Consider the following 24,542-nt stretch of genomic DNA (forward strand, 5'->3'; position numbering starts at 1 on the left):
GAATATTGGCAACTTCACGATAGGAGAACTCACTTGTTTGATATAACTCTATCGCATTTAGCTTGAATTGAACAGAATAATTCTGATTTTGGCGTTTTCGTAAAAGACCTTCTTCACCGAATTCTTGATAAGCATTGATCCACCTATGCACTTGTTCCATTGTTTTAACCCCATGCTTATTTGCTAAAGCTTGTATTCCTCCTTTCCCTACCAGATATTCTTGAACAATTTTTAGTTTAAGTTCAAAGTTATATTTAGACATAAAAATACCGACCTCCAAAAAATTAGATTTTTGGTCTAACTTTTTGGGGTCGGTTCACTTCTATTACAGGGCAATCTCTCTTTTTTGTTGGCTTTTGCTTTACACTTGATAATTTAGTCTTTTTAAAGTAAATTTGAACAGTCTTCAGAATATCGTTTCCTAAAAAGGAGTGCTGCTAAATGAAACGATTATACACTTTTTTTACCGATGATTTATTATTTTCACTTTCGCTTCTGGTTGCTATCATCAGTTGTGCATTTGGTCGATTCTCTTTAGACTCAATTGATTTTAAAGTTATTTTTTGTTTATTGGGTTTGATGCTTTTGGTAAAAAATTTTGAAAAACTAGGGATTCTGACTTATTTTGCTGATAAGATGATCGATTATTCTGCTAACACCCGTGGTTTAATTCGAAATATTGTGCTCTTATCCTTCATTAGTTCTATGATTTTGACGAATGATGTCGCAATACTTACGTTAATGCCGATTTACTTAACGATCATCAAAAAATTTCCGGAAATGGAAAATAAGATTTTTGGGGCCGTATTACTGATTGTTGCGGCAAATTTAGGGAGTAGTTTTTTCCCCTTTGGGAATCCACAAAATCTCTTTTTATTTTCTTATTATTCTCTTTCCACATTGACTTTTTTTAAGTGGTCTATCGTGCTACTCTTTTCTTCAATTTTGTTTTTATTGGTTTCTTTCCTGTTTATAAAGAAAAGAATGATTCCAACACAGCATACTTCGATTCCAACAATCAATAAAAATAAAACAGTTTTCTTAAGTATGGTTGGAGGTTTCATTCTTTTGGGTATTTTTAATGCCCTACCTTATTTTATTGTCATTCCAATTGCGGTGATAATCCTCACTGTTTATGATAAATATTTGCTTACACAACTTGACTATAAATTGTTAGGAACGTTCATTTTTTTCTTTATCGCCGTTGGAAATTTTGCACAAGTAGAATTACTTTCTTCGTTTATAAAGGTACAATTTACAACAAGTAGTCGAACATTTTTTGGCAGCATTCTAGTTAGTCAGATTATTAGTAATGTTCCTGCAGCCATTTTGATTGCGCCATTTACCGATCAATCTCAAGCACTTTTTTGGGGTGTGAATGTTGGCGGTTTAGGAACCATTATTGCTTCTTTAGCTAATTTGATCGGGTTCAAATTGTATAAAGCGTACTATCCTACTCAATCAAAAGCGTTTCTTTGGCAGTTTTCAGCTGTGAATTTCGTATTTTTACTCTTCTTTCTTTTATTTTTTGCTTTTATACTATAAAAAAATTCGACACACAACGATCAGTCACTGTGTGTCGAATTTTTTATTTTAGCGATTAATTTGCAATTGCTTCAAGTCTAGCTTTTACATCTTGTTCTGAAAGTTCGTTTCTCATCACATAGCGATTGGCAGGATGATGACGACATTCATCTGAACAACTACCGAGGTATTTAGCTTCATTTTCTTCGGATGCTAAAATTTGTTTATTACAGAATGGGTTAGCACAGTTGATGTAACGTTCGCAAGGTGTTCCGTCAAACCAATCTTTTCCGATGATTTTTTTATCAACATGATTGATTTCAACACTGATTCGCTCATCAAAGACATACATTTTGCCATCCCATAGCTCGCCTCGTGTCTCTGGGTCTTTTCCGTAAACCGCGATACCGCCATGAAGCTGAGAAACATCTTCAAAGCCTTCTTTCATCAACCAGCCAGAAAACTTCTCACAGCGAATACCACCAGTACAATAAGTCACAACTTTTTTATCCATAAACTGCTCTTTGTTCTCTCTGATCCATTGCGGCAATTCTCTAAAGTTACGAATATCCGGACGAACTGCTCCTCTAAAATGACCTAAATCAAATTCATAATCATTTCTAGCATCGATCACAACGGTATTTTCATCCAGCAAAGCTTCTCTAAATTCAGCCGGCTCTAAATATTTTCCAGTTATTTCTAGCGGATTTACATCTTCTTCCAAGCTTAAAGAAACTAGTTCTTTTCTAGGACGGACAAACATTTTATGAAACGCATTTTCTGGTACTTCATCAATTTTGAAATAAGTATCTTTAAAACGCTCATCAGCCAGCATTGCTTCCATATAGGCATCCGTATCAGCAATCGTTCCGGAAAGCGTACCGTTGATCCCTTCTGTTGCAACTAAAATTCTTCCCTTTAAGTTCAACGACTTACAAAAAGCTAAGTGCTCCTTTGCAAATTCTTCAGGGTTTTCAATCGTCGTATATTTATAATAAAGTAATACGCGGTAGTCCATTGTATCTTTCTCCTTTTTCTTAGAGACTGTTTTGCTATCTCCATAATAACTGTACAGTCCTCATTTTGTCTTCATACATAACAAGTATATAAAAAAAGAATTAAGGAAAGCGAACTATTTGCTTGTGGAATAGTGCACATAAAAAGAAAATAAAAGAAACCATTTAGACCTCGAATAACCAAGCAGCTCCTTTTTACATCACACATTCCACGTGTTGTACAGCAGAATCACCAAATTCAAAAAAAACGCCTAAGCTTTCCAAAAAGGAAAGCTTAGGCAGTCAGTATAAATTAACTTCTTATTGGCCAGATACCGCAAAATAATTCTCATCATTATCAGCAAAGTTGAAAACCAAGCCAGTTGGTAACTGAACTAGCTCGCCAACACGTACACCAGCATCTTTCATTTTTTTGTATAATTCCATGACATCATCAGCAAAAAACATTAATGATGGCGTATTTCCAGCAACTTCTGGTGAATGTTGTTGGATAAATTCTAAATCGTATAACACGATCATTGTTTCTGCAGTTTCACTTGGTGCAATCTCCACAACAAGTGTGCCGTCAACTGCGTCTCTTTCTTTTTCTACAAAGCCGATTTTTTGCCAGAACTTGCTTGATTCCTCTACATTAGTTACATATAACATAATTTTGATTTGATTTGTGAACATATTTTTGCTCCTCATCTCTTTTTTCTATTTTAAAATAAATCCTTTTTCAGTATATACTTTTTATGATAGCGTATGGTAAGATTTATGAAAATAAATTTGCTTCAAAAAGGAGAAACAAATGAAATTAACTGTTTTGGTAGATAATAATGTCTATATTGATCATTATTATCTTGGTGAACCAGCATTGTCTTTTTATATAGAGGATGGTGATGAAAAAATTCTTTTTGATACAGGATACAGTGATGTTTTTATAAAAAATGCAGACTTACTTACTATCGATTTAAGTCAAGTCACAAAATTGGCACTATCACATGGTCACAATGATCATACAGGTGGCTTAACTATGATTTCCAGTATCTTTACAAAGCAAAAGCCGCAAATTATAGCGCACCCCCTCACTTTTTGCCCTAAAAAAGAAGAAGAATTGATAATAGGTTCGTCTGTAACCAAGGAAGAACTTCAAACAAGCTACGATCTACTTCTTACAAAAGAGCCTGTTAAACTTTCTCAAAATATTACATTTCTTGGTGAAATCCCTGAATTAGTAACGTTTGAACCTCGTAAACAAGTAGGCGAAACAAAATTATCGACGGCCTTTACACCAGATTATGTTCTAGATGACTCAGCACTCGTTTTTGAAGGTCATGATGGTCTTTCTATTATCACAGGCTGTTCTCACAGCGGTATCAGCAATATTTGTGAATATGCAAAACAAGTGACTGGGATTCAAACTATCAAACGTGTCATTGGCGGTTTTCACTTAGTTGAGGTTGATTCACAGTTAGATAAAACAATCGAATACTTTATAGATAATCAAATCGAAACACTATATCCTTGCCATTGTGTTTCCTTTCAAGCTAAAGCTGAAATTCATTATCAAATTCCAATTGAAGAAGTCGGCGTTGGTTTGCAACTGGAGTGGGATTAAAAAGAAGGTAAGTCTCTTGTAGGAGACTTACCTTCTTTTTATTTGAACTCTCTTGGGGAAGAGAAGTGAATCACTTTTTAAGCATTTTCTTCAATCACTAGACTGCTATCATTCAGCACATCACGGTCTAACTCTTTGATTCGTGCACTAGTCACGATTCCCGCTACCATACTGTCACTAACGTTAACAGCCGTTCTGGCCATATCGATCAATGGTTCTACAGAAATAACCAATCCAACGATCGCTACAGGTAAGTTCATTGCACCCAACACGATCAATGAAGCAAATGTTGCTCCACCACCGACACCAGCTACACCAAACGAACTGATTGTTACGATTGCAACTAACATCAAAATAAATTCTAAACTAAAGACATTGATTCCAACAGTTGGTGCAACGATTGTAGCCAACATAGCCGGATAAACCCCAGCACAACCATTTTGTCCAATTGACATACCAAAACTTGCAGCAAAGTTTGCTGTAGCATCATCAACACCTAAAGCTTTTGTTTGTGTTTCAATATTTAGAGGCATTGCTCCTGCACTTGATCTTGAAGTAAAAGCAAAACTCAACACTGGAAACGATTTTTTCAAATAGTTTACAGGATTTACTTTGACTGCCATCAAGATTACTAAGTGAACCAGCATTACAATGATCAATGCGGTATAAGAAGCGAATACAAATTTTCCTAAGTTAAGGATCGCATTATAATCACTTGTCGCAACAACATTCGTCATCAACGCTAAAACCCCATAAGGTGTCAAACGTAAAACCAATGTCACGATACGCATCGTGATTTTATAAAGACTGTCGATCAAGTTTGCAAAAAATTCTGCTTCTTTCGGTGCTTTTCTTTTAATACCTAAGTAGGCAATCCCAACGAATGCAGCAAAAATCACCACGCCAATCGTACTAGTTGGACGAGTACCGGCAAAATCTGCAAAAACATTTTTAGGAATAAAAGATAAAATTTGTTGAGGAATCGATAGGTTTTCAACGGTTTCCTGTCGTGTCGCAAGTTCTGCGATCCGTGCCGTTTCTGCCGTTCCTTCTGTAAATTTCGCACCTTGTAGTCCAAACAATAATGTTGTTCCAATTCCAACTAAAGCTGCTATAGCCGTTGTTCCTAACAAGGTTGCCAGGACAGTAAAGCTAATTTTTCCAACTTGCTTGGATTCTTTCATCTTAGTAAATGCTCCTACGATAGAAACAAAAACCAAGGGGATTACGAGCATTTGTAAAAATGCTACATATCCATTACCTACAATACCGATCCATTCCATTGCTTGCGTTGTGACTTTGTCTTGGGTACCGAATGCGAATTGAATAATTGCACCTAACACAATACCGACACCTAATGCGGCAAACACACGAGTTGAAAACTTATAGTGTTTTGCTTGCATACGATAAAAGACGTATAACACTGCAAGAAATGCAAGGACCACTAAAACAGTGATGAGTGTTGTCATTTTTTTCCCTCCTAAATTTAAGTTAAATGACAAGTACATCAAAGGAAGTAAAGGTTCCCGGGGATCATTCTTCAATCATCCGCCCTAAAAATAAAATCAATTCATTTTCAGTGATAGGTCTATTGTACCTGATTTGAAAGGCTGAGGGGTATTATTTTGTTTGTATAATGATAAAAAAAAGAGTTTGTGATAGTCAAAAACTATCACAAACTCTTTGATTTAAATATTTATTCAGCTGCTGATTGGAAATTTAATTGAATACCTGGCTTGTCTAAAGCAATTTCAGTAACTTCATAGGCCATGCGTTGTACGATATCGAACAATGGGCTAACCAGCTCATCCACTTCTTCTTGTGTGATATCTTCTTGTGTTTCAATTTTGTGATTGATGATATGATTGATTTGGCTAACTGAACCTGATAGTAAATATTCTTCAAAAACTAAGCGAAACTCTAAACGAGCGGCGATAATTGAGTTTTCCTTTGGATAGTTTTCATCTGTTGATTCAATTGGTGAAAAGCCCACTCTAAGATCCGTTTCTACTTCTTCCATATCTTGTGTGCGCATATCATAGTGAAAAGCCTCTACCACTTCTTGTTGACGTTTTATTTCCATGAATTAAAATCTCCCTTTTTTTAAGTTCAATAATTATTATTGAGATCCAGTTGGTACTGGGCAAAACATAGTCTATCTATGGTTTTTATTATACCACACATCTTTTTATCACAAATACTCATAGACTCTTTTTAATCTAATTTTTAAATGAATGGATCGGCGCAGGAATACGTCCACCGCGAAGGATAAAGTCAGTCGATGCGTAATCGTTCACTTTCATAACCGGCGCCCTACCAAGTAAACCACCAAATTCGACCATATCACCAACTTTTGTCCCCTCAGCTGGTATGATTCTTACAGCAGTTGTTTTATGATTGATCACACCGATCGCGGCTTCATCCGCAATCATGGCGGCAATTGTTTCAGCTGATGTTTCACCTGGTATAGCAACCATATCTAAACCAACAGAACAAATTGCTGTCATTGCTTCTAATTTTTCTAGATTCAGTGCACCATTATTAACTGCATCGATCATGCCAGCATCTTCTGAAACAGGAATAAACGCACCTGATAATCCCCCAACATGATTACAAGCCATCACGCCGCCTTTTTTTACAGCATCATTCAGCAACGCTAAAGCAGCTGTTGTACCATGAGTTCCTACACTTTCCAAGCCCATTTCTTCTAAAATATAAGCAACACTATCTCCTACCGCTGGAGTGGGTGCTAAGGATAGGTCAACGATTCCAAAAGGAACATTTAAACGCTCCGACGCTATTTTTCCAACTAATTGGCCCATTCTAGTGATTTTAAATGCGGTTTGTTTGACGACTTCAGCTACAACATCAAAAGGTTCTCCTTTGACTTTTTCCAGTGCACGTTTAACAACACCAGGTCCACTGACTCCTACATTGATCACACAATCTGCTTCTCCAACACCATGAAATGCGCCTGCCATGAACGGATTATCTTCCACAGCATTGGCGAATACTACTAATTTCGCACAGCCCATATCAGACTTTGCGGCAGTTTCTTTGATTACATATCCCATATGACGAACAGCATCCATATTGATTCCTGCTTTGGTTGAGCCGATGTTTACTGAAGAGCAAACAAATTCTGTTTCAGCTAGTGCCTGAGGAATTGAATTGATCAAGATCTCATCTCCATGTTGGTAGCCTTTTTCAACTAATGCACTAAATCCTCCAATAAAATTGACACCTACAGCCTGCGCTGCTTTATCCAATGCTTTAGCATATTTTACATAATCCTTATCTGAACTTGCAGCGGCAATAATTCCAATCGGCGTTACAGAGATTCGTTTATTGATGATCGGTATCCCATATTCAGATTCAATTTCTTCTCCAACGTTAACTAAATTTTTCGCTAAACGAGTAATCTTATCATAAATTTTTTGGCAAGCACGATCACTGTCGCTATCAATACAATCTAGTAATGAGATCCCCATTGTAATAGTTCTAATATCCAAATTTTCTTCTTCGATCATGCGGATAGTTTCTAAAATCTGATTCGTTTCCAAACAATTTCCTCCTAAATTTAAAAGCTAAAAGAGCTCGCTCAACTTCGAACGGAAAATAGAAAAAAATGACTGGGGCGCTCTTTTGCCACAATTATTTTTTGTCTTTTTCCCGAGAAGTTCGCTCTTGAAGCTGGATAATAGTTAAAGCTAAAAGAGCTCACTCAACTTCGAATGGAAAATAGAAAAAAATGAGGGTGGCGCTCTTTGCCACAATTATTTTTTATCTTTTTCCCGAGAAGTTCGCTCTTGAAGCTGAATAATACAAAAGTTCACACAATTGTGTACTATAATTTATGCATAACATTGAAGATCTCTTCATTTTGAATACTGATCGTCACACCTAGTTTTTCACTTAAAGTGTTTAGCTCAGAACGAATCATTTCAAAATCATTTTTGCCTTGAGAAATTTCTAATACCATCATCATCGTAAAATAGCTGTCCATGATGGTTTGAGAGACATCGATAATATTCATATCCAATTCAGCTAACTTTTGACTCACTCCTGCAATGATTCCTACTTTGTCTTTACCAATTACAGTCAATACTGCGCGCATATAATTTCCTCCTAAATTTAAAAGCTGAAAGAGCATGGTCAACCTCGAATGGAAAATAGGAAAAAATGACTGGGGCGTTCTTAGCCTCTTTCATTTTTTATCTTTTTCCCGAGAGGTTTGCTCTTGAAGCTAGATAATATAAAAGCTGAAAGAGCATGGTCAACCTCGATTGGAAAATAGGAAAAAATGACTGGGGCGCTCTTGGCCTCTTTCATTTTTTATCTTTTTCCCGAGAGGTTTGCTCTTGAAGCTAGACTATGCTTTTCAATCCTAAATAAGTTTTTCCTATTATAGCATAATTTGTTCATTTATTAACAAAAAACAAGAACATACAATTTTAAAAAGTAGTGAATGTTCGTTTTTTTTCATCCACAAAAAACTTCTGAGATTTTCCCAGAAGTTTTCCACTTAAACCATTTTATTGAATTGTTCTTTGCAGGTTGAACAAGTGACTTTGATCTTTCCTTTTCCTTTTGGTGCTCGTAATTGTTGTTTACAATTGGGGCACTTAAAAAAAGTATAAATTTTGCGTTCTTTAAGCTTATTTTTTGAAAAATCTAGTTTCTTTTTTAGTTGCTGGACTTTTAAAATATAGCGAGTATTTTCATTTGAGCGTGGATAAAGCCTTTTAGAAAAAAAGCGATAATTCAGCCACAATAATAGACTTACTCCCAACCAAAAAGCGATTGATGTTGGTAAAAATAAATTAAGCAGTAATAAGATCAAACTTCCTCTCATCAAGGTAGTATTCAATTGATCCATTCGTGCATATCTGCCTACTAATAATTTTTGAATTTTTGCGTTCCAACGAAGTAATCGTTCAATCCAAATTTGTCCCATATGATCCCTCTTTTCTTTGCTATTATCTCAATCAATAGTCATTGTTTCAAGGGGTATAATGAAAATATATGTTAACTCAAAAATATATTTGATTGATTTTTTTGATCTCTCTTTTGATTTTTTCTTTTAATTCAATTGGACTAACTACTTCAACTGCAGAACCAAATGATAACAGATAAGATGCCAGCCAAGAGCCTTCTACTTGCCAAGTTTTTACTTTAGTATAGTCAGCAAACCGTTCTGTCTCAATAGCCAGCAGGTCTTCCTGTACTTGATGAAGTTTATCATTTCTTATCTTGAATTCAATATATACTTTTGAAAATTCAGGCTGATAATCTTTGATCATGTATGTTTCATCAATATCATTTTGCGAAATAATCAGTTCGCTCATTCGTTTCAATTTAAAGAGAAGAGTCATTTTTCTAACACAACAATAGCCTGCTAAATACCAAGCATTCTGCTTAAAAATCAATTTATTTGGCATTACTTCTCTGCTTGTTTTTTTCCCTTTGCTATTAATATAAGTAAAAATAACGCATTTTTTTTGATTTTTGGCTTTCGTGATCAATCCGATTGCATTTGCTTCATCTTCTCGTCCCCAAGTCGAAAAATCAATATCTATCCATTGCTCTACTTGTTTTTTAAATAAGGAGGATAGCTTGTTGACTAGCGGAGTAATACTTTTTAAATTGGTCGCTGCTAAATTTTGTAACGCCAAGATAATCTGATCCTGCTCGTCATCATCTACAAAAGTGGCAGACAAATGATGCGTATCCAATAAACGAATCCCTCCATCTCGCCCGCTTTGAGCGTATACTGGAAAACCCAACGCAGATAATGTATCGATGTCCCGATAAATCGTACGGGTCGAGACCTCCAGTTGCTCTGCTAATATTGTTGATTTCGCTTTATTATGCAACGTTAGATAATGCATAATATAAAACAATCTAGATAGGCTATTCATCGTCCTTAAAATCCAAGATCAACTTACTATTTTCACCAACAAAATCATATTGATAAGAACCAGTCAATCCATCCAATTCTCCACTACTTTTAATAAGCATACCCGGTGAATCCAAGGCTCCTTTGTCAAAAATTCCTTTTTCAGCTGCTGTAAAGGTTCCTGTTTTTCCTTTATATTGGCCTTCAAAGTGAAGAAATCCTGATATTCTTGCAGTTGCAAGGTGTCCATCTTCTTTGTTACTTTCTAAGTAATAAAGAAGATATTCGACCCAAGCCGCTCCTTGTAGCTCTCCGTCAAGCTCATATTCTGCCTGCACTCGGTTTACTGGAAAATCAAGCTTTAATACATTAGCTGGTTGTTCCTCCCATTTAGTTACATTGAACGTTGTGCTCATACTTATCCCTCCTTATGAATAAAAGAATAGCAAACATACGTTCTTTTTTCAAGCGAACAACTTAATAATTTTTTCTATTTTATTCATTTACCAAAAATTCTCGGATTTTTTTACTAAAGACGGTAACATTCTCGGATTTAGATGCTGCGGTCGTAACATCTAAATGGCCTGGATCTTTCGACCAGACACTTGAATCAGCGGTTAAGTAGATACTGAGCTTTTCCTCGTCCTTGTGCTTATTGATATAATCTAGAGCGACTTTGGGAGGATCACTTGATTGAACGGTTGATAAAATGATTACTTTGTCCCACTCTTCAATTCTATTTTCTCCAATTTCTTCCACTGGCTCTACTTTTATATAAATATTCTCATCTGCTAGATTACTTGCAAGTTCATCAATTACTTCATTTTTGAAAGCTCGGTCTTGTGTGTAAATAACCGCTCGGTGTGCATTTGACTTTTCACTTAAGTCTTCGTTGATCTCATAACTTGTGATGACCCCTTGGGCTCTTGCTAAGCGGTAGTAGCCTAAAAAGCCTGCGCCTCCTAATGCGATCAAAAGGATTCCGATCACTCCATATCTAAATAACTTGTTACTCCATAATTTTTTCATTGATACTTCCTACTTTCCTTTTTCAATTTTTTATTCGTAACGCAAAGCGGTAATCGGATCTAGTTTAGCGGCTTTTGCTGCTGGATATAAAGCGAAGATCACACCCAAGACACCAGTTATCCCTAACGTAGCTAACGCGTTAAGTGGTGCTATCTGAATCACCTGATTAAAGCCAATACTAGATTCAATCAATGGATTAGCTAAAAATTGGATTAGATAGGCAAACGCTACTGAAATGAAATTAGATAAAAACATGATATAGATTGCTTCCATTCTAAATAGACGCTTGATATATCCTTTTTTGTATCCAATAGAGCGCAAAACACCAATTTCTTTAGTTCGTTCCACAACGCCAATATATAGAACAACTGCAATCATTACCCCTGCAACGATCAAAGAAAGTCCAGCGATAAAGGCTAGCAAGTAAACAATAATATCAGTAAATTGTTTAAAAGTGTCTAGGAAGGAAGAAGCATTTGTGATTGCATAGTTTTCATACGCTGGATCTTCTTTGTATTTTTCAATAAACGTTTCAGCAGCTTCTGGATTTTCCGCAAAGGCATCGATCGTATAAATTGGCTTATCGATCCCCATACTCTTCACCATATAAGCAAATGTTTTTGGTGATGCCATAAACCCTTGAACAAACCCTTCTTCTTCTGGTGAGGTGATTCCTTGAATTATAGTTTCCACTTCGATGGTAGTATTATCGACCCCTTGATCTCGTCCTTGATAAACTAATGTGATTGGTTTTGAAATTAATTCTTCGACACTTTCTTGTGTTAATTCTGAATTTTTTAAGCCTAGTATTTCTCTCGCTACAGAAGCTGGCAGAACAACGCCCGATTCTTCTGGTGTTACAAAAGTTCCAGCCAGTAAATAACCATCGGCTACTGTGTTTGTTTTATAGCGTTCCTTATTTAGATTGGCCTCATCCATTTGCGCTGGTGCCAGCTCATCAATCAACTTGTTATCATATTTAAATCGAATCCCAGCGATATTTGCTCTTTCATAAACTTCTGTGATTCCTTCATTAGCGTACAGTTCTTTTAATTTTTTTATCTCTTCTTCTTTTAGTAGCTCAGAAGGTCTAGGAGGTCCACCGCGTTCTGGATCTTGATAATATGATGTAATTTGATTTGGAGAATATGCTGTTTGGAAAAAATCACCCAGCACTTCCGTGATTCCATTACCGATACCTAAAGCCAGTAAAATCGCTGTAATTCCAATAGATGTACCAAAAGCAACTAGCAAATTCCTTAAAATCCGACTAAAAAAGTTTTTACTAACGAGTTGCAAAGTGGCACCTAGAGAAAGCGAAACACGTGACGGGACTTCTTTTTGTATTTGATTTTTTTGAAATCAGGTGTTTTGATTCGGTCATCACTTAAAATACGCCCATCCTTTACTCTTAAGATTTTCGTTGCGTAATTCATTAAACTTTCGTCATGGGTAACTGTGATTACTAACGTGCCTTCATTACTCAGTTGCTTCAACAACTCTATGATCGACGCTGCTGTAACCGAATCCAATGCTCCAGTCGGTTCATCAGCTATGATCACTTTTGGATCATTCGCAAGAGCCCTGGCGATCGCTACCCGTTGTTTTTGACCACCAGAAAGTTGACTAGGGTACTTGTTGGAGTGATCTGCTAAACCGACTTTAGTCAAAAGCTGGACCGCACGATCTGTACGCTCAGACGGACTTAACATTTTATCTAAATAAAGAGCGCTTTTGACATTTTCAAGTACAGATAGATGGGAAACTAAATTAAAGCTTTGAAAAACGAACCCGATTTCATTTTTATGAAAATCATCCATATTCTCCGACTTCAAGTTTTGTCCTTCATAAAAAATATCCCCACCATAATCTGTGTCCAATCCACTGATGATATTCAGCAAGGTCGTCTTACCACTACCACTGGCTCCCAAAATCAAGGCAAAGTCACCAGCTTCAAAGTTTGTTGTTATTTCATGTAAAACAGGCTCTTTTTTATTATCGATCGTAAAGCTTTTCGACACTTTTTTTAATTGATACATTTCCTCTCCTCCTATCTAGTATCTTTGGATTGATTTTTTCTAGCCACAAATAAACAAATAAGATTGCACCAGATAAACAAGCATTTAAGACAAACGTACTCGGATAAAAAATACCGTTATTGGCTGTTAATTCAATATTTAAACCTTGGGGAAAATAATAACGTGCAACATCATTCAGCAAAATAACAAGAATCCAACCAATCGCGGTCACAAAAGTTTTGGAAAAGTTCGGTAACCACAGTTTAGCGATCACACCTCTAAATAGAATCAAATAACTGATCATACCAGCGAGATAAACCGCTAATTCTAGTGCTAAAAGCAACAACTGTAATGCACTTAACGTAATAGTGGCAAAGTTGAATACTAGGTTGATCACAACGATTACGATCAATTGGAAATAAGAAAGTAGATACTTCGCTGCAATTTTTTCACTTGTCGATTGTGTGACCGTACTAGCTAACGTTTGATGGTTTGATTGAATGTCCAGTTGATTGATCCTCCAAGACAAAACAATTGCTGTGACAACTGAAAGTAAAATCGGCAGCCGCTCCCATTGGGACTCAGGCATGATTACTTGAAAAACGTATTTGGCAAAATAGCTCGTTAAAATCAAGAGTAAACTACTTAAAAAGAACTTCTTAGTTTTTTCATGATAAAAATTAAATAAACGTATCATTGGCTTCCTCCTCGTAGATTTCCTTCAGGGACATATTTTTTCGTTCTCGTAAATCTTCCAGATTAATTACTTCGCAATATCTGAAAGGATTCATAAATAAAACATCAGTAAACAAGGTATCCATTTCTTCAATAAAATTTGTAGAAACTAAAATTATTTTCGCTTCGCCACTAGCTCTTCTCAACATCTTTTTCACTTGAATACGAGAAGAATAATCTAGATAAGCGAATGGTTCATCTAAAAGTAATATGCTTGTCTCTTTCGCATATTCACAAGCTATTTTTACTTTGACTTTCGTCCCTTCTGAAAGTTCTTGCCACTTTTGTTTTGTAGAAATATTCCATATTTCTAATTGTTCGATTGCTTTTTCTAAGCGAAATGCTGGAAATAAAATAGTATATTCCATTAGAATTTGTTGCACTGTTTCGGTTTGTTCAAAATAGTTTGTTGTTGAAACATACGCAATACTTGCTTTAAAGAGTTCACTATTTTGCGGTTGGTCATTATATAAAATCGTTCCCGTACTCACTTGTCTTTGTCCTGAAATACAATCCAGAAGTGTTGTTTTTCCTGTTCCATTTTTCCCCAGAACACCGAGTATTTGGCCTTCATTCAGGTTAAAAGACAGTTCTTGAAAAATACTTTTTTGGTATTGTTTTCCAATATTTTTTACCTTTAGTTTATTCATTTGCACTCCTCACAATCCGTTCAATGATATGCTCCCTTTCATTTTGAGTGAGCTCTAACTTTCTTAATTGAGTGATAAATGCTTCTACGTGGGCTTCAATCAATCGAAAGCGTAAATCTGTAATTTTATCGGTTTTATTTGTCACGAACTTACCAATCCCTCTCTGACTGATCAAAATTTCTTGTTGCTCTAAAATACTATACGCTCGTTGAATCGTTGTTGGGTTCACTTCTAAGTCCTCCGCTAGTTGTCTGACTGATGGTGCTTTTTGATTTTGCTGCCAATGATCACTGGCTATCCAATGTTCGACTTGCTCGATGATTTGTTGATAAATGGGTCTGTTCCCGTCATAATTCACATGCATCCTCCCTTTTCTAGTTGTATACTGTACTGCTTAAGTCACACACTCAGCTGGTAAAACCTATTTTAGAGGAAATAAAAAAACAATTTATATCCATGATATAAATTGCTTTAAACCTGCTACTATTTTTCAATTTTACTCATTGACTGCAAGTTAAGGGCTGATTTAGAGTAAAAAGACAAGAACCCCCTTTTGTTCGGTCCAAAAATTATGATATACTTTTTTTACCTCTATATTTGAAAAAGGAGTGATACCTTATTGAACTGTATAAAGAAAATACAAATTTAATTGAGTACTTAAAAAAACAACTAAGTAGCGGCTGGACAGAGAAAAATTATGCAAAAGACAAAATGATTGTTGATGAATATGAAAAAACTGCAAATTTTTATTATGTTGTGGAAGGCGTCATCTGCGTTGAAATTCTTAATGATGAAAAACGCTATATCTCCTCTTTCATTTTTGAAAACGATTTTTTTGGCTTAGACAGTTTTTCTACATTTAAACAAAAGGCACACTCCATTCGTGTTATCAGTGACCATGCAACGATTTTTAGTGTGCCAAAAGTAATATTATTAAATACTTTAAATGAACAACCACAGTATTATGAATTATTATTGACCAATTTTGCCGATATTTTCCAGCGACATTATGGTTATTTTGATTTTCTGCATTTACCGACGACAGAACGAATCAAACGGCGTTAGGTTATTTAAGTGAGCACATCGGTTTTCTAACACAAGATGAGCATTTCGAGTTACCCTCTTTTATTACACAGGAAATTTTATCAAAATTCTGCCGGACATCACAATCTAGAGTCTCCGTTTCTTTAAGTGAATTGGAAAAAACTGGCTGGCTCTTAAAAAAGAAAGTTCCGATCACAATAAAATAAACACCAAAAATCAAGATGACACTGATTTTTGGTGTTTATTTTATCTTGTTTTCACAATCATTTCTAAGGCTTTTACCATATCCTCGCCAGCTAAATCGATATTTTCATCTTCCATACACTGCTTTAGATTTTCAGTTACAACAAGTCCGATGACTTTATCGATACTTGAGCGAACTGCCATCAATTGTGTTACCACTTCCCGGCAATCTTTCCCTTCATCCATCATTTTTAAAATCCCGCGAATTTGTCCTTCTGAACGTTTTAAGCGATTCGCTAATTTAGGATCACATGCCATCAATAACTTCCCCTCTCCAGGCAGACATGCCACCCATCACATTTGTTACATCATATTTTAATGAAGCAAAATATTCACTCGCCATTTGTGAACGTCCGCCAGAATGACAGATAATATAGTAAGGTTGCGCTTTATCCAATGTCTCAGCCGTTTCCTGTAGCGTGCTTAGTGGTAGATTCTTTGCTCCTTTGATATGGCCTGCAACATATTCATCCACTTCACGTACATCTATTATCGCCAGTTTATTTCTTTTTTCTAGTTGTTCAAATTCATCGATCATTATTGATTTATACATTATTTAATAACCTCCTGAGGGTAAATTGTACTATATATTTGAAAAGCACCATCTAAATTTTTAACATTAAAACCATTATTTTTTAAGATACGTTCTGCTAGATAGCTCCGTTGTCCACTTTGGCAGCTTACAATGATTTCTTGATCGGCTGGAAGTTCCGCCAAACGATTTCTTAATTCATCCAATGGAATATTCTTAGCTTGAGGCAATGACCCATTGTTCGTCAGTTCTCCTGGGTTTCTGACATCTAGTAAAAAGGCCCCTTTGTCTACCGCTTCTCTTAAGTCATAGTATTGAATATTGTCGGAAAAACCTTCAACAATATTAGCAGCTGCATAACCAATCATATTCACTGGGTCTTTTGCTGATCCAAATGGCGGTGCATAAGTAAATTCCAACTCTGGCAGATCCATAACAGTCATGCCGGCTTTAATAGCAGTCGCGATAATATCAATTCGCTTATCTACGCCGTCTTGTCCAATTGCCTGTGCTCCATAGATTTTACCAGACACAGGGTGAAAGAGCATCTTCATCACGATCGGGTGACTGCCTGGAAAATACCCCGCATGGCTTTTGGAGGTTGTATGAACTGCCTTATATTCTAAATTGCTATTACGTAATTGACGTTCACTCAAGCCCGTACTTGCTGCAGCAAGATCAAAGACACGAACAATTGCTGTGCCAATACTTCCTCTATTTTTTCTCGTCACTCCTGCAATCACATCCGCAACTTGGCGTCCTTGGCGATTAGCTGGTGAAGCCAGTGAAATCAAAGCATCTTCTTCTGTGATTTGTTGTTTCACGACAATAGCATCGCCAACTGCGTAAATATCTGGATCATTCGTTTGATAGTTTTCATCTACGCTGATTCCGCCACGTAATCCTGTTTTCAAATCAGCTGCTATCGCTAAATCACTAGATGGTTTAACTCCAATCGACAGAATAGTGAAATCACTTGTAATTGTTTCACCAGAGCTTAATTCGATTTTGCTTCCTGCTTCTTTGAAGGCCGTAGCTGCCGCTCCTGTATAGACGGTGATCCCTTTAGCTTTTAATTCCTTTTCAACAAAGGCAGCCATTTCTTCATCCAAAGGCGGAAGAATTTGTGGCGCTGCTTCTACAATCGTCACGTCGATGCCTAGATGGCTCAAATTTTCTGCCATTTCTAAACCGATGAAGCCAGCACCAATCACAACTGCTCGTTTGGGCTGTTCATTTTTAACAGTTGCTACGATCTTATCAACATCAGGAACATTTCTTAAGGTATAAACATTTGCCGCTTCGACTAATCCTTCGATCGGTGGTATCAATGGTTGCGCACCCGGTGAAAGAATCAACTTATCATAACTGATCACTTCTTCTTTACCATTTGCATTGGTCAATACTGTTTTATTTTTGCGATTGATTTTAACCGCTTCTGTTTCTGAATAAACATCGATATTAAATCGTTTTTTCAGCTGCTCTGGTGTTTGTAAAATCAATTCTGACCGTTCACTGATTTCTCCTGAGACATAATAAGGCAAGCCACAGTTTGCAAATGAAACATACGGACCTTTTTCTAATACAATGATCTCAATTTCTTCTGATAATCTTCTTAATCTCGTCGCTGCTGACATTCCACCGGCTACACCACCAATGATTACTACTCGCATTATAACGTTCCTCCTCTAACTGCTCCACGCCAAGTACTCATGCCACCTTTGACGTTGATTGCATCGATGCCTTTGGCTTTTAATTTTTTGACTGCTTGCCGACTTCTCATTCCAGATTGACAAATCACATAGACTGGTTTATCTTCTTTTGATTGGTAAGATGAAATTTTGCCTAATGGGATATTTTTAGCGTTTGGAATGTGCCCTGCTGCAAATTCTGTCTTTTCACGAACATCAAGGACTGTTGGTTTTGAATCCAGCAGGCGTTGAAGTTCAGTTGTACTGATTGACTTTCCTTTTAAAAATGAAAACATAAGCTCCTCCTTATACCCTTAGGGGTATTTACAAGGACTATCATAAATGATTTTTCTCTACTTGTAAAGAGGGGTGCTTAGAATTTTTTTCTAGAGCTTATTGATACACAAAAAAGAAACAAACAACTGTCTTTTAATAGTGTTTGCTTCTTTTGTTTTACCATACTGCTATGGTCCTTGAATCAAATCCCATGTCAATTCAGCTTCGTATGTTTTAGCTTCTGCTGAACCAGCTGGAACTTTTAGCGAGAACCCATTTTCTTTCGTCCCTGCTTTTGTATCTAATAAGAACGTAAAATCTTTTCGTTCTTGCTCCGTTTTGCTTTGCTGTGAACGTGTGATATCTATGCCTGTTTGAAGAATCTCTTGATTCTTATACAACAAGCGAGCCTCTCTCAGTGCTTTTCCGTCTGAAGAGGTAAACTCTTTCGTTAAAGCCATGTTCACTTTAAAAGTTCCTCTAGCATCTGCTCCTGTTTTTTTATGCGAACGCGTATCTTTTACTTGAACTGTAAAATCTTCTACAGGATTTTCATAACTCAAGGTTTGTTGGAATGGTGCGATTTTCCCAGGGCTTAGTTTTAAATTCTCCGTCACATGGGTGAATTGCAGTTTCCCGTCAAATGAGTAGGCCACAGTTTGAGTACTGTCATCAGTTAAAATGATCTGTGCTTCATCTGCCGGACGTTTCAGCAGTGTATACCCTTCGTTGCTCGTTGTCGCGATTGCATCTTGAACCGCTTTTTGCGTGGTCAAATCAATCTTATCGTTGACATTCCCTGTTATCGTAATTGGATTATGCAACTCCGTTTGATCTTGATCAACAAAAGTAACTGTTAACGTTGATTGCTCATGATACATCGAAACGTTGACTAAGACTTCTGTCGTTTTACCAGCGGCATTGGTGTAGGTAAAACCGACATCTTGCAAGGTTGATTCTGTCGTACTTGCTTTGATCCGCTGTAAATCTTTAGCCAACAAAGTTAGCCCTTGACTGCTACCATCTTTAGCCCCATCTGATAATGGCGTCAATTCAGTTCCTGTTTTTTGAGTCGCCGCATAATCATAGGCCAAAAGATTAGGCTTGGTAGCAGACCAGCTTGACTTGATTTGTTGGTCTACTGTTGTGTTTGGCGCTTTGTCTAGAGGGTATTTGTAATCATCACCGTATAAGACCGTTTTACTGTCAGTATCCACCGCCGTATTAGAGTTGGTAACAAAGACCCAAACACGATTGGTGATCGCTCCTTTTGATGTAGCATATGTCAAATCGAGCGGATAAGGTTTTGCTTTGTCGGCATTTTGAATTGCTAGCAATTGTGCAGCAGCCAACGTGACTTTTGGTGAAAAGGAATTGTCTCGAGCTAACTCGTCAATCGTATGAGCAGCAATATTCCAAGCAGTTGATTGCGCTTTGACTTTGACTTGCTGCTCCGTTAAAGACCCAACATCTGTCAATGGTAAAGCAAAATTTTGAACATCAAATGCATACTCATCCTCAATCACCGTTTGCGGTGTGGTTTTGTTTAACCATTGAGATGTTGCAGTTGCTTGTTTCTCAGAATCCGCAATAAACGGTGTTATTAATTGCGGTCCAGTGTTAGACAAATCTAAACCAAGCGCTTTCCAATCGATCGGTAACGTAGGTTCTAAAGGATTGCGGTTAATTCGCTCCCTCAACCACGCCATCGTTTTTTGTCCACTAATGTTCTTTGGTGAAAAATCATACGTATCGTAGACTTCTAGATTATCAATCAGTTTCTTTTTTATCTCTTGTTGGTCAGAATGAATATCGACGATCAAATTTGGATTAGTCGTCTTGATCACTGGACTGAAATCATCAACCAACGAAATCGTTCCATAGAATGCATTATTCTTAGTTTCTGGTGCTAAGGGGTTTTCTTGCCATCCTGCAGCAGGCGGATCAGAGAAATCACGTGAATTTCCTAATCCTGCAAAAAAATACTGTTCTTCTTTAAGTGGAACGATTGCCCAAGGTGTCGCCGTTCCATTGGAAGCAATACCTCTAGCAGTAACTGGTTTAAAATCATTATCTAAATAACCGACATAGACATCATTATCTTTTAAAAATGGCGCTAGATCACTGGCAATATTTCCTTGTTGGCCATTCTGTCCATAAATAATATAGCCATCTTCTTTAGTATTTTTATCCATAGAGATACTTGAATTTGGTGGCAGTGTTAGTAATACCTCTTGATTGTTTTTTCCCTTAGCAATATCGATTTTGACCAATTCTGTTTTATCAGTATAGAGTTTCCTAAGATAAATAACTTTATCTGAAGAAGCTGACCTTAAAATTGAAGTACTTAATAGACCACTGCTGACCTTCGTATAGCCCATATCAAAGATATCAGTTCGATTTCCAGCAGCATCCCAGTAGCACAGATATGAATTATTTTGCGAGTTAGTCGTATCTAAAACATAAACAAAGCCATAATAACCATTATTGACTGAATCCTGCCCTAGGTCATTTAACCAACTCCCCCATATCTGGCCAGAAGTTAAACGTTGCCTTCTATCCGGAAACTGTAGATTAACTTGCGGAACATAACGATCATTAACCCAGTTCCAAAGAGTATGATAGGGCGGCGCATTATGCGGTTCATAATTTATCCCATAAGAAACTTGAGCATTGTTTCCTAAAAGAGTTGTTTTATACGCTGCACTTTGATTCCCTACTCCACCTTGATAGATAAAGTTACGCCAAGTTGGATTCATGATTTTATTCCCAACAAACTCAACCCTTAACTCATTATCAGTAAACGTTTTATTGTTCGGCGAAAAACCACTATATTTATAGCTAAATTGATTGCCGCTTATTTTATCTAATGAACCATTTGAATCAATATGCTCACCACTTGCAACGCTATCCTCTGAAGCAAGATTGGTTGCTTTACCAGAAGCAATATTGATACTATCCAACAACTGACCCTTTTCGTCGACTAAACATAATGTTTGCGTGAAATTTACTGGAGTTATCCATTCGGTTCTACTTGTAATGATAAAAGCCACTTTACCATCATCTAATACTTGGATGGATTGAGGGTGAATAACATCCTGAGCTCTTGAGCTAAATGCACTCATCTTATCTTTAAAAAAGCCTAGACTTCGCTTTCTATCTTGCACATACTGAGCAAACTTAGGTGTTTGATTCGTTAATTCCCTTTCCAAAACTGGACCACCATCAAAAGGCAGAGTAAAGGGGTTATCCGTATTCGTATCGATTTTGATTGGGTTACCATCATTGGGTTTTGCTTGAATCATTGTATTGTTCTTAAGTAAGGCTCCAGCTGCTCCAACAACAAGCAGGAATACTATGCTTGTTAGCAACAGCTTTTTACTATTTTTGCTTCGTTTCATTTATTTTTTCCCCTTCCTCTTTTCTTTAGCGGGGATTTGACTTGGGCGTTTTTTTCGCTTTTTCTTTTTACGGGCTAAACGAGCTAATTCGGCCTTTTTACGTTTTTGGCGTTGCCAAAAGAAGATCCCGAAAAAGAGTAGCAGTAACAAGATCAGACAACTGATACCAATGAAAATATACATTAACCATGGTGTTTCTGCTTCTAATCCGACTGCTTTTTCATTGAGTTCTTTGGCTTCTTCTTCACTAATTTTAAAATCTTGGGTAAAAGACCACTTTTCACCGCTTTGTTTTGATTCAGCATTTAGTTTCAATGTATAAGTGCCCGCTCTATAGGCTTGATTTCCCCAACTAATTGGAAAATTGAACGTTGTGTTTGGAGCGACCCGATAGTCGTCGACTTTGTTTTCATGTAAAATCTCATTTTTCCCTTTTTCAGTTACAACACCTGAATAACTCACTTTGTCGATCAGAGTTGCTGTTGGGTTTTGAAGCTGAGCTTTAAGTGTATTGCGTCCGGCCACTTGAGAAGCACGAATACTCTGAAGGGTTAACTCTTCTTTCAATGCTTTTTCGTCTTCTCTTAGCTGAATCGCAATAACATACGCAAACTTATTCGTAATGCTGATACTGTTTTTTTCTTTTTCTTTGCTTTCAGCTTCCGCTTGGGTCACCCGAACGGCTCCCAAGATTCGTCCTGCAAAAGGATCTGTAGGCATTTTTAGTTTGATGGGAAGTGATATTTTTTGCTTGCCTTGGATACTGACGACTGCATCTGTCTTTGCCACATCAGACAATGGAATTTTCATTGAATCATCCTTGTCTTTTGCAGTTCTCGTATAATCAATGACCCCATTATCACCTGTCATCGCTGGATTTATTTCAACATTTAGTGTGACTGGTTTGTCTCCACTATTGCTTATTTCAAGAGCAATTTCTTGATTTTGTCCAGGTTTCATCAATAAATCATAAAATCCTGCTTCTTTTGTTAGTTGATTTTCTGGTAATACAGGATTCAAACTAATTGGGACTTCTTCTGCACTGACAGTTACACTGCCTAAAAAGCAAAGTAAAAATATGACGAACCCCTGCCATAGCTTATTTTGGATCTGTTGTTGCTGTTTTTTATTTTGGATCATCATGTGTTACTTTCTCTCCTTCTTTACAAGTTCCCTATCTATCATTCATTGATCAAAACCTGAACAACTCAAGTGTGTTTACATTTATGGTGTTACTGTCAATGTCCAAACGATTTCGGCTTGATAATCTTTCGTTTGAACTTTATCATTTTGTTCTAGTTGTAGTTCAACATCTGTGTTGTTACCACGATCATTTAATGTTGCACCTGCCGCGGTTTTGTAATCTGACTCTACATAGCCATTTTTGAAGACCATCGAACTGATCGTACCGTTGGTTGATTTTTTACCTGCAGCACCTTTTGACGAAAAGACTGTTAAGGCTCCGCCATCCACATCTTTTACTGGTAGGTTGCTGGCTGTCACTGGTGTGACCATATCTGCTACCTCTGCATTGTTTAAATTATTTGTAACTGTTGCACCTTTAAATTTGATACGTGAATTAGTCAAAACATGCTTTGCTGTATCGGTACTTGTTAATGGTGCTGTTTGTTCCGCTGTTACAGTCCAGATAGTTCCTTCTTTCCCTGACAAATCGGCAACTTGAACAAATTGCGGCATTTCATAATTTGTTCCGCCTTTCCCATAGGTCATTTGTTTTACCGGAAAGTTTTTAGTCGTCAATGCTGTTTTATTCACACCAAAATTAAATTTTGGTACATAAACCAAGCGCACACCATCAACATTTTCCACTGTTGTTGGATTTTCCGGTGTGATGTCATCTTCTGTTCCAGGTTTGATTGGGTTGATAATCATTCCGTCATCTTTACTAAACGAAGCATCTCCCGTTGTCTTCGTTGTAGCATGCGTTACTTCAGGTAATGCATTGAGTGCAACAATACATGTTAATGTCAATGCAATTGTAAGATAAGTCTTTTTCATAATCGTTCATCCTCTTTGTGTTTTTTTATGGTGCTACTGATAATGTCCAAGTTAGATTTGCTTTATATTGACTATTTTTTTCTGTCTTGGCTTGGTCTTCTTGGGGAACATTTAGTTTGATCCCAGTGTAGCGTTGCGTAGCCGGTGTTTTCGTTGCATCGTAATTAGTTTCATCGTAATCTTTTGTAAAAATAGAAGATGTCACTGTATTATTCGTGGCACCAGCTGTTTTTACAGAAGCAACTTCAATTGGCGCTGTTGTTGTATCTTTGGTCGCCACGGGAATCGTCGCAAAACCACTTGTTGCATCAACTCCGGTTACGCCATTTGCAATCGTGGTATTGTCATAGGCGCTATTACGAATGCTATTTTCGTAAATTCTAATTCTAGAGTTTGGTAGTTTTTGTCCAGCAGTTGTTGTATAAACATCATCTTGTTGAACGGTAACACTCCATTTTGTATTGGCTGATCCTGATAAATCTGCGACTTGCACATAATGAGGGCCGTAATATTGAATCGCACCTTTGTTTTTAGTGATTTTCTCTGTTGTCGCTTCATATTCAGTGCCACCAGCAGAAATTTTATTACCAGTTCCAAATGAAATATTTGGTAAATGAGTCACGTAGACATTTTTTGATTCGGGTAATGGTTTTACCTTTGTTGGATCTATCGGATCTGGATCCGGATCGATGGGATCTGGTGTTTTTGGTCCTTCTTCTGGTTTGATTGGATCAGGACGATCACCGCCTGTAAATTCTGCATCCGTCGTCGTTTTGGCTGACCCTAAATCAGCGTGAGCTACTTGGCCTCCAATTGTTAATGCACAAACTGTTAATCCTAATGTTGCTAATTTGATTGATTTCAT

General features: G+C 36.9%; 27 protein-coding genes. 3 read left to right on the plus strand and 24 right to left on the minus strand.

Going from position 1 to position 24,542, the window contains the following annotated elements:
* Positions 1-262: helix-turn-helix domain-containing protein (locus tag V192_RS0113445; protein ID WP_025872567.1), on the minus strand; the 262-nt coding region annotated here is incomplete at its 3' end.
* Between the two features lie 179 nt (positions 263-441).
* Here V192_RS0113445 and V192_RS0113450 point away from each other — a divergent pair.
* Positions 442-1,545, plus strand: a complete 1,104-nt coding sequence (locus V192_RS0113450) for an SLC13 family permease (protein ID WP_025872569.1) — start codon at positions 442-444, stop codon at positions 1,543-1,545.
* Positions 1,546-1,600: 55 nt separating this feature from the next.
* On the opposite strand, the gene trhO is transcribed toward V192_RS0113450, so the two are convergent.
* Positions 1,601-2,542, minus strand: coding sequence for an oxygen-dependent tRNA uridine(34) hydroxylase TrhO (gene trhO / locus V192_RS0113455; protein WP_025872571.1), 942 nt, complete (start codon positions 2,540-2,542; stop codon positions 1,601-1,603).
* A 298-nt stretch (positions 2,543-2,840) separates the two neighbouring features.
* Positions 2,841-3,212, minus strand: coding sequence for a VOC family protein (locus V192_RS0113460; protein ID WP_025872573.1), 372 nt, complete (start codon positions 3,210-3,212; stop codon positions 2,841-2,843).
* Positions 3,213-3,330: 118 nt separating this feature from the next.
* Between V192_RS0113460 and V192_RS0113465 the strand changes: the two genes are divergently transcribed.
* Entirely contained in the window at positions 3,331-4,140 is an 810-nt protein-coding gene (locus tag V192_RS0113465) for an MBL fold metallo-hydrolase (RefSeq protein ID WP_025872575.1), read from the plus strand.
* 77 nt (positions 4,141-4,217) lie between these two features.
* On the opposite strand, the gene V192_RS0113470 is transcribed toward V192_RS0113465, so the two are convergent.
* From V192_RS0113470 to V192_RS0113525, 13 genes are all read right to left on the minus strand, one after another.
* Positions 4,218-5,609 (minus strand): L-cystine transporter, encoded by a 1,392-nt coding sequence (locus tag V192_RS0113470; RefSeq protein WP_025872577.1) that lies wholly within the window; start codon positions 5,607-5,609, stop codon positions 4,218-4,220.
* A gap of 227 nt (positions 5,610-5,836) precedes the next feature.
* A complete protein-coding gene (locus V192_RS0113475) occupies positions 5,837-6,223 on the minus strand; it encodes a DUF1149 family protein (RefSeq protein ID WP_025872580.1) in 387 nt (128 codons plus the stop codon).
* A gap of 136 nt (positions 6,224-6,359) precedes the next feature.
* Positions 6,360-7,703 carry a PFL family protein gene (locus V192_RS0113480; protein WP_025872582.1) on the minus strand — a complete coding sequence of 448 codons (1,344 nt, stop codon included), beginning with the start codon at positions 7,701-7,703 and terminating at the stop codon, positions 6,360-6,362.
* Between the two features lie 284 nt (positions 7,704-7,987).
* A complete protein-coding gene (locus V192_RS0113485) occupies positions 7,988-8,257 on the minus strand; it encodes an ACT domain-containing protein (RefSeq protein WP_025872584.1) in 270 nt (89 codons plus the stop codon).
* 408 nt (positions 8,258-8,665) lie between these two features.
* Positions 8,666-9,097 (minus strand): hypothetical protein, encoded by a 432-nt coding sequence (locus tag V192_RS0113490; protein WP_025872585.1) that lies wholly within the window; start codon positions 9,095-9,097, stop codon positions 8,666-8,668.
* A 76-nt stretch (positions 9,098-9,173) separates the two neighbouring features.
* Complete coding sequence (locus V192_RS0113495; protein ID WP_025872586.1) at positions 9,174-10,061, minus strand: helix-turn-helix transcriptional regulator; 888 nt, start codon at positions 10,059-10,061, stop codon at positions 9,174-9,176.
* Complete coding sequence (locus V192_RS0113500) at positions 10,054-10,455, minus strand: DUF3224 domain-containing protein (protein ID WP_025872587.1); 402 nt, start codon at positions 10,453-10,455, stop codon at positions 10,054-10,056. Before V192_RS0113500 ends, V192_RS0113495 begins: the two co-directional genes overlap by 8 nt.
* A gap of 79 nt (positions 10,456-10,534) precedes the next feature.
* Positions 10,535-11,068 (minus strand): hypothetical protein, encoded by a 534-nt coding sequence (locus tag V192_RS0113505; protein WP_025872589.1) that lies wholly within the window; start codon positions 11,066-11,068, stop codon positions 10,535-10,537.
* A 30-nt stretch (positions 11,069-11,098) separates the two neighbouring features.
* Positions 11,099-12,322 carry an ABC transporter permease gene (locus V192_RS22330; protein ID WP_239644688.1) on the minus strand — a complete coding sequence of 408 codons (1,224 nt, stop codon included), beginning with the start codon at positions 12,320-12,322 and terminating at the stop codon, positions 11,099-11,101.
* Between the two features lie 53 nt (positions 12,323-12,375).
* Entirely contained in the window at positions 12,376-13,107 is a 732-nt protein-coding gene (locus V192_RS22335) for an ABC transporter ATP-binding protein (RefSeq protein ID WP_239644689.1), read from the minus strand.
* Positions 13,064-13,783, minus strand: a complete 720-nt coding sequence (locus V192_RS0113515; RefSeq protein WP_025872591.1) for a hypothetical protein — start codon at positions 13,781-13,783, stop codon at positions 13,064-13,066. The genes V192_RS22335 and V192_RS0113515 overlap by 44 nt, the downstream gene beginning before the upstream one ends.
* Positions 13,767-14,471 (minus strand): ATP-binding cassette domain-containing protein, encoded by a 705-nt coding sequence (locus tag V192_RS0113520; RefSeq protein ID WP_025872593.1) that lies wholly within the window; start codon positions 14,469-14,471, stop codon positions 13,767-13,769. Before V192_RS0113520 ends, V192_RS0113515 begins: the two co-directional genes overlap by 17 nt.
* Positions 14,464-14,835 carry a GntR family transcriptional regulator gene (locus V192_RS0113525; protein ID WP_029948272.1) on the minus strand — a complete coding sequence of 124 codons (372 nt, stop codon included), beginning with the start codon at positions 14,833-14,835 and terminating at the stop codon, positions 14,464-14,466. Before V192_RS0113525 ends, V192_RS0113520 begins: the two co-directional genes overlap by 8 nt.
* Positions 14,836-15,182: 347 nt before the next feature.
* Here V192_RS0113525 and V192_RS22340 point away from each other — a divergent pair, with 347 nt between their 5' ends.
* Positions 15,183-15,536 carry a cyclic nucleotide-binding domain-containing protein gene (locus V192_RS22340; protein ID WP_239644690.1) on the plus strand — a complete coding sequence of 118 codons (354 nt, stop codon included), beginning with the start codon at positions 15,183-15,185 and terminating at the stop codon, positions 15,534-15,536.
* 225 nt (positions 15,537-15,761) lie between these two features.
* Here V192_RS22340 and V192_RS0113535 read toward each other — a convergent pair whose 3' ends face one another.
* From V192_RS0113535 to V192_RS0113570, 8 genes are all read right to left on the minus strand, one after another.
* Positions 15,762-16,016 carry a metal-sensitive transcriptional regulator gene (locus V192_RS0113535; RefSeq protein ID WP_025872597.1) on the minus strand — a complete coding sequence of 85 codons (255 nt, stop codon included), beginning with the start codon at positions 16,014-16,016 and terminating at the stop codon, positions 15,762-15,764.
* On the minus strand, positions 16,006-16,311 hold the full coding sequence (locus V192_RS0113540) for a rhodanese-like domain-containing protein (RefSeq protein WP_025872599.1): 306 nt from the start codon (positions 16,309-16,311) through the stop codon (positions 16,006-16,008). Before V192_RS0113540 ends, V192_RS0113535 begins: the two co-directional genes overlap by 11 nt.
* The gene (locus V192_RS0113545) at positions 16,311-17,963 is read right to left on the minus strand and encodes an FAD-dependent oxidoreductase (RefSeq protein ID WP_025872602.1); all 1,653 of its coding nucleotides are present in this window, start codon (positions 17,961-17,963) and stop codon (positions 16,311-16,313) included. The genes V192_RS0113540 and V192_RS0113545 overlap by 1 nt, the downstream gene beginning before the upstream one ends.
* Entirely contained in the window at positions 17,963-18,277 is a 315-nt protein-coding gene (locus tag V192_RS0113550) for a rhodanese-like domain-containing protein (RefSeq protein WP_025872604.1), read from the minus strand. Before V192_RS0113550 ends, V192_RS0113545 begins: the two co-directional genes overlap by 1 nt.
* A 168-nt stretch (positions 18,278-18,445) precedes the next feature.
* The gene (locus tag V192_RS0113555; protein ID WP_025872606.1) at positions 18,446-21,658 is read right to left on the minus strand and encodes a MucBP domain-containing protein; all 3,213 of its coding nucleotides are present in this window, start codon (positions 21,656-21,658) and stop codon (positions 18,446-18,448) included.
* The gene (locus tag V192_RS0113560) at positions 21,659-22,801 is read right to left on the minus strand and encodes a WxLIP family cell surface protein (RefSeq protein ID WP_025872608.1); all 1,143 of its coding nucleotides are present in this window, start codon (positions 22,799-22,801) and stop codon (positions 21,659-21,661) included.
* Positions 22,802-22,882: 81 nt separating this feature from the next.
* Complete coding sequence (locus V192_RS0113565; RefSeq protein ID WP_025872611.1) at positions 22,883-23,677, minus strand: WxL domain-containing protein; 795 nt, start codon at positions 23,675-23,677, stop codon at positions 22,883-22,885.
* 25 nt (positions 23,678-23,702) lie between these two features.
* Positions 23,703-24,542 (minus strand): WxL domain-containing protein, encoded by an 840-nt coding sequence (locus V192_RS0113570; RefSeq protein WP_025872613.1) that lies wholly within the window; start codon positions 24,540-24,542, stop codon positions 23,703-23,705.

Source organism: Enterococcus crotali (genome assembly GCF_000633635.1).
Lineage (GTDB): Bacteria > Bacillota > Bacilli > Lactobacillales > Enterococcaceae > Enterococcus_L > Enterococcus_L crotali.

Bases quoted from the DNA above. Each gene is read 5' to 3' on its own strand.
- V192_RS0113450 (WP_025872569.1), top strand. From the start codon at position 442: ATGAAACGATTATACACTTTTTTTACCGATGATTTATTATTTTCACTT.
- trhO (WP_025872571.1), bottom strand. From the start codon at position 2,542: ATGGACTACCGCGTATTACTTTATTATAAATATACGACGATTGAAAAC.
- V192_RS0113460 (WP_025872573.1), bottom strand. From the start codon at position 3,212: ATGTTCACAAATCAAATCAAAATTATGTTATATGTAACTAATGTAGAG.
- V192_RS0113465 (WP_025872575.1), top strand. From the start codon at position 3,331: ATGAAATTAACTGTTTTGGTAGATAATAATGTCTATATTGATCATTAT.
- V192_RS0113470 (WP_025872577.1), bottom strand. From the start codon at position 5,609: ATGACAACACTCATCACTGTTTTAGTGGTCCTTGCATTTCTTGCAGTG.
- V192_RS0113475 (WP_025872580.1), bottom strand. From the start codon at position 6,223: ATGGAAATAAAACGTCAACAAGAAGTGGTAGAGGCTTTTCACTATGAT.
- V192_RS0113485 (WP_025872584.1), bottom strand. From the start codon at position 8,257: ATGCGCGCAGTATTGACTGTAATTGGTAAAGACAAAGTAGGAATCATT.
- V192_RS0113490 (WP_025872585.1), bottom strand. From the start codon at position 9,097: ATGGGACAAATTTGGATTGAACGATTACTTCGTTGGAACGCAAAAATT.
- V192_RS0113495 (WP_025872586.1), bottom strand. From the start codon at position 10,061: ATGAATAGCCTATCTAGATTGTTTTATATTATGCATTATCTAACGTTG.
- V192_RS0113500 (WP_025872587.1), bottom strand. From the start codon at position 10,455: ATGAGCACAACGTTCAATGTAACTAAATGGGAGGAACAACCAGCTAAT.
- V192_RS0113505 (WP_025872589.1), bottom strand. From the start codon at position 11,068: ATGAAAAAATTATGGAGTAACAAGTTATTTAGATATGGAGTGATCGGA.
- V192_RS22335 (WP_239644689.1), bottom strand. From the start codon at position 13,107: ATGTATCAATTAAAAAAAGTGTCGAAAAGCTTTACGATCGATAATAAA.
- V192_RS0113515 (WP_025872591.1), bottom strand. From the start codon at position 13,783: ATGATACGTTTATTTAATTTTTATCATGAAAAAACTAAGAAGTTCTTT.
- V192_RS0113520 (WP_025872593.1), bottom strand. From the start codon at position 14,471: ATGAATAAACTAAAGGTAAAAAATATTGGAAAACAATACCAAAAAAGT.
- V192_RS0113525 (WP_029948272.1), bottom strand. From the start codon at position 14,835: ATGCATGTGAATTATGACGGGAACAGACCCATTTATCAACAAATCATC.
- V192_RS22340 (WP_239644690.1), top strand. From the start codon at position 15,183: ATGATTGTTGATGAATATGAAAAAACTGCAAATTTTTATTATGTTGTG.
- V192_RS0113535 (WP_025872597.1), bottom strand. From the start codon at position 16,016: ATGGCATGTGATCCTAAATTAGCGAATCGCTTAAAACGTTCAGAAGGA.
- V192_RS0113540 (WP_025872599.1), bottom strand. From the start codon at position 16,311: ATGTATAAATCAATAATGATCGATGAATTTGAACAACTAGAAAAAAGA.
- V192_RS0113545 (WP_025872602.1), bottom strand. From the start codon at position 17,963: ATGCGAGTAGTAATCATTGGTGGTGTAGCCGGTGGAATGTCAGCAGCG.
- V192_RS0113550 (WP_025872604.1), bottom strand. From the start codon at position 18,277: ATGTTTTCATTTTTAAAAGGAAAGTCAATCAGTACAACTGAACTTCAA.
- V192_RS0113555 (WP_025872606.1), bottom strand. From the start codon at position 21,658: ATGAAACGAAGCAAAAATAGTAAAAAGCTGTTGCTAACAAGCATAGTA.
- V192_RS0113560 (WP_025872608.1), bottom strand. From the start codon at position 22,801: ATGATGATCCAAAATAAAAAACAGCAACAACAGATCCAAAATAAGCTA.
- V192_RS0113565 (WP_025872611.1), bottom strand. From the start codon at position 23,677: ATGAAAAAGACTTATCTTACAATTGCATTGACATTAACATGTATTGTT.
- V192_RS0113570 (WP_025872613.1), bottom strand. From the start codon at position 24,542: ATGAAATCAATCAAATTAGCAACATTAGGATTAACAGTTTGTGCATTA.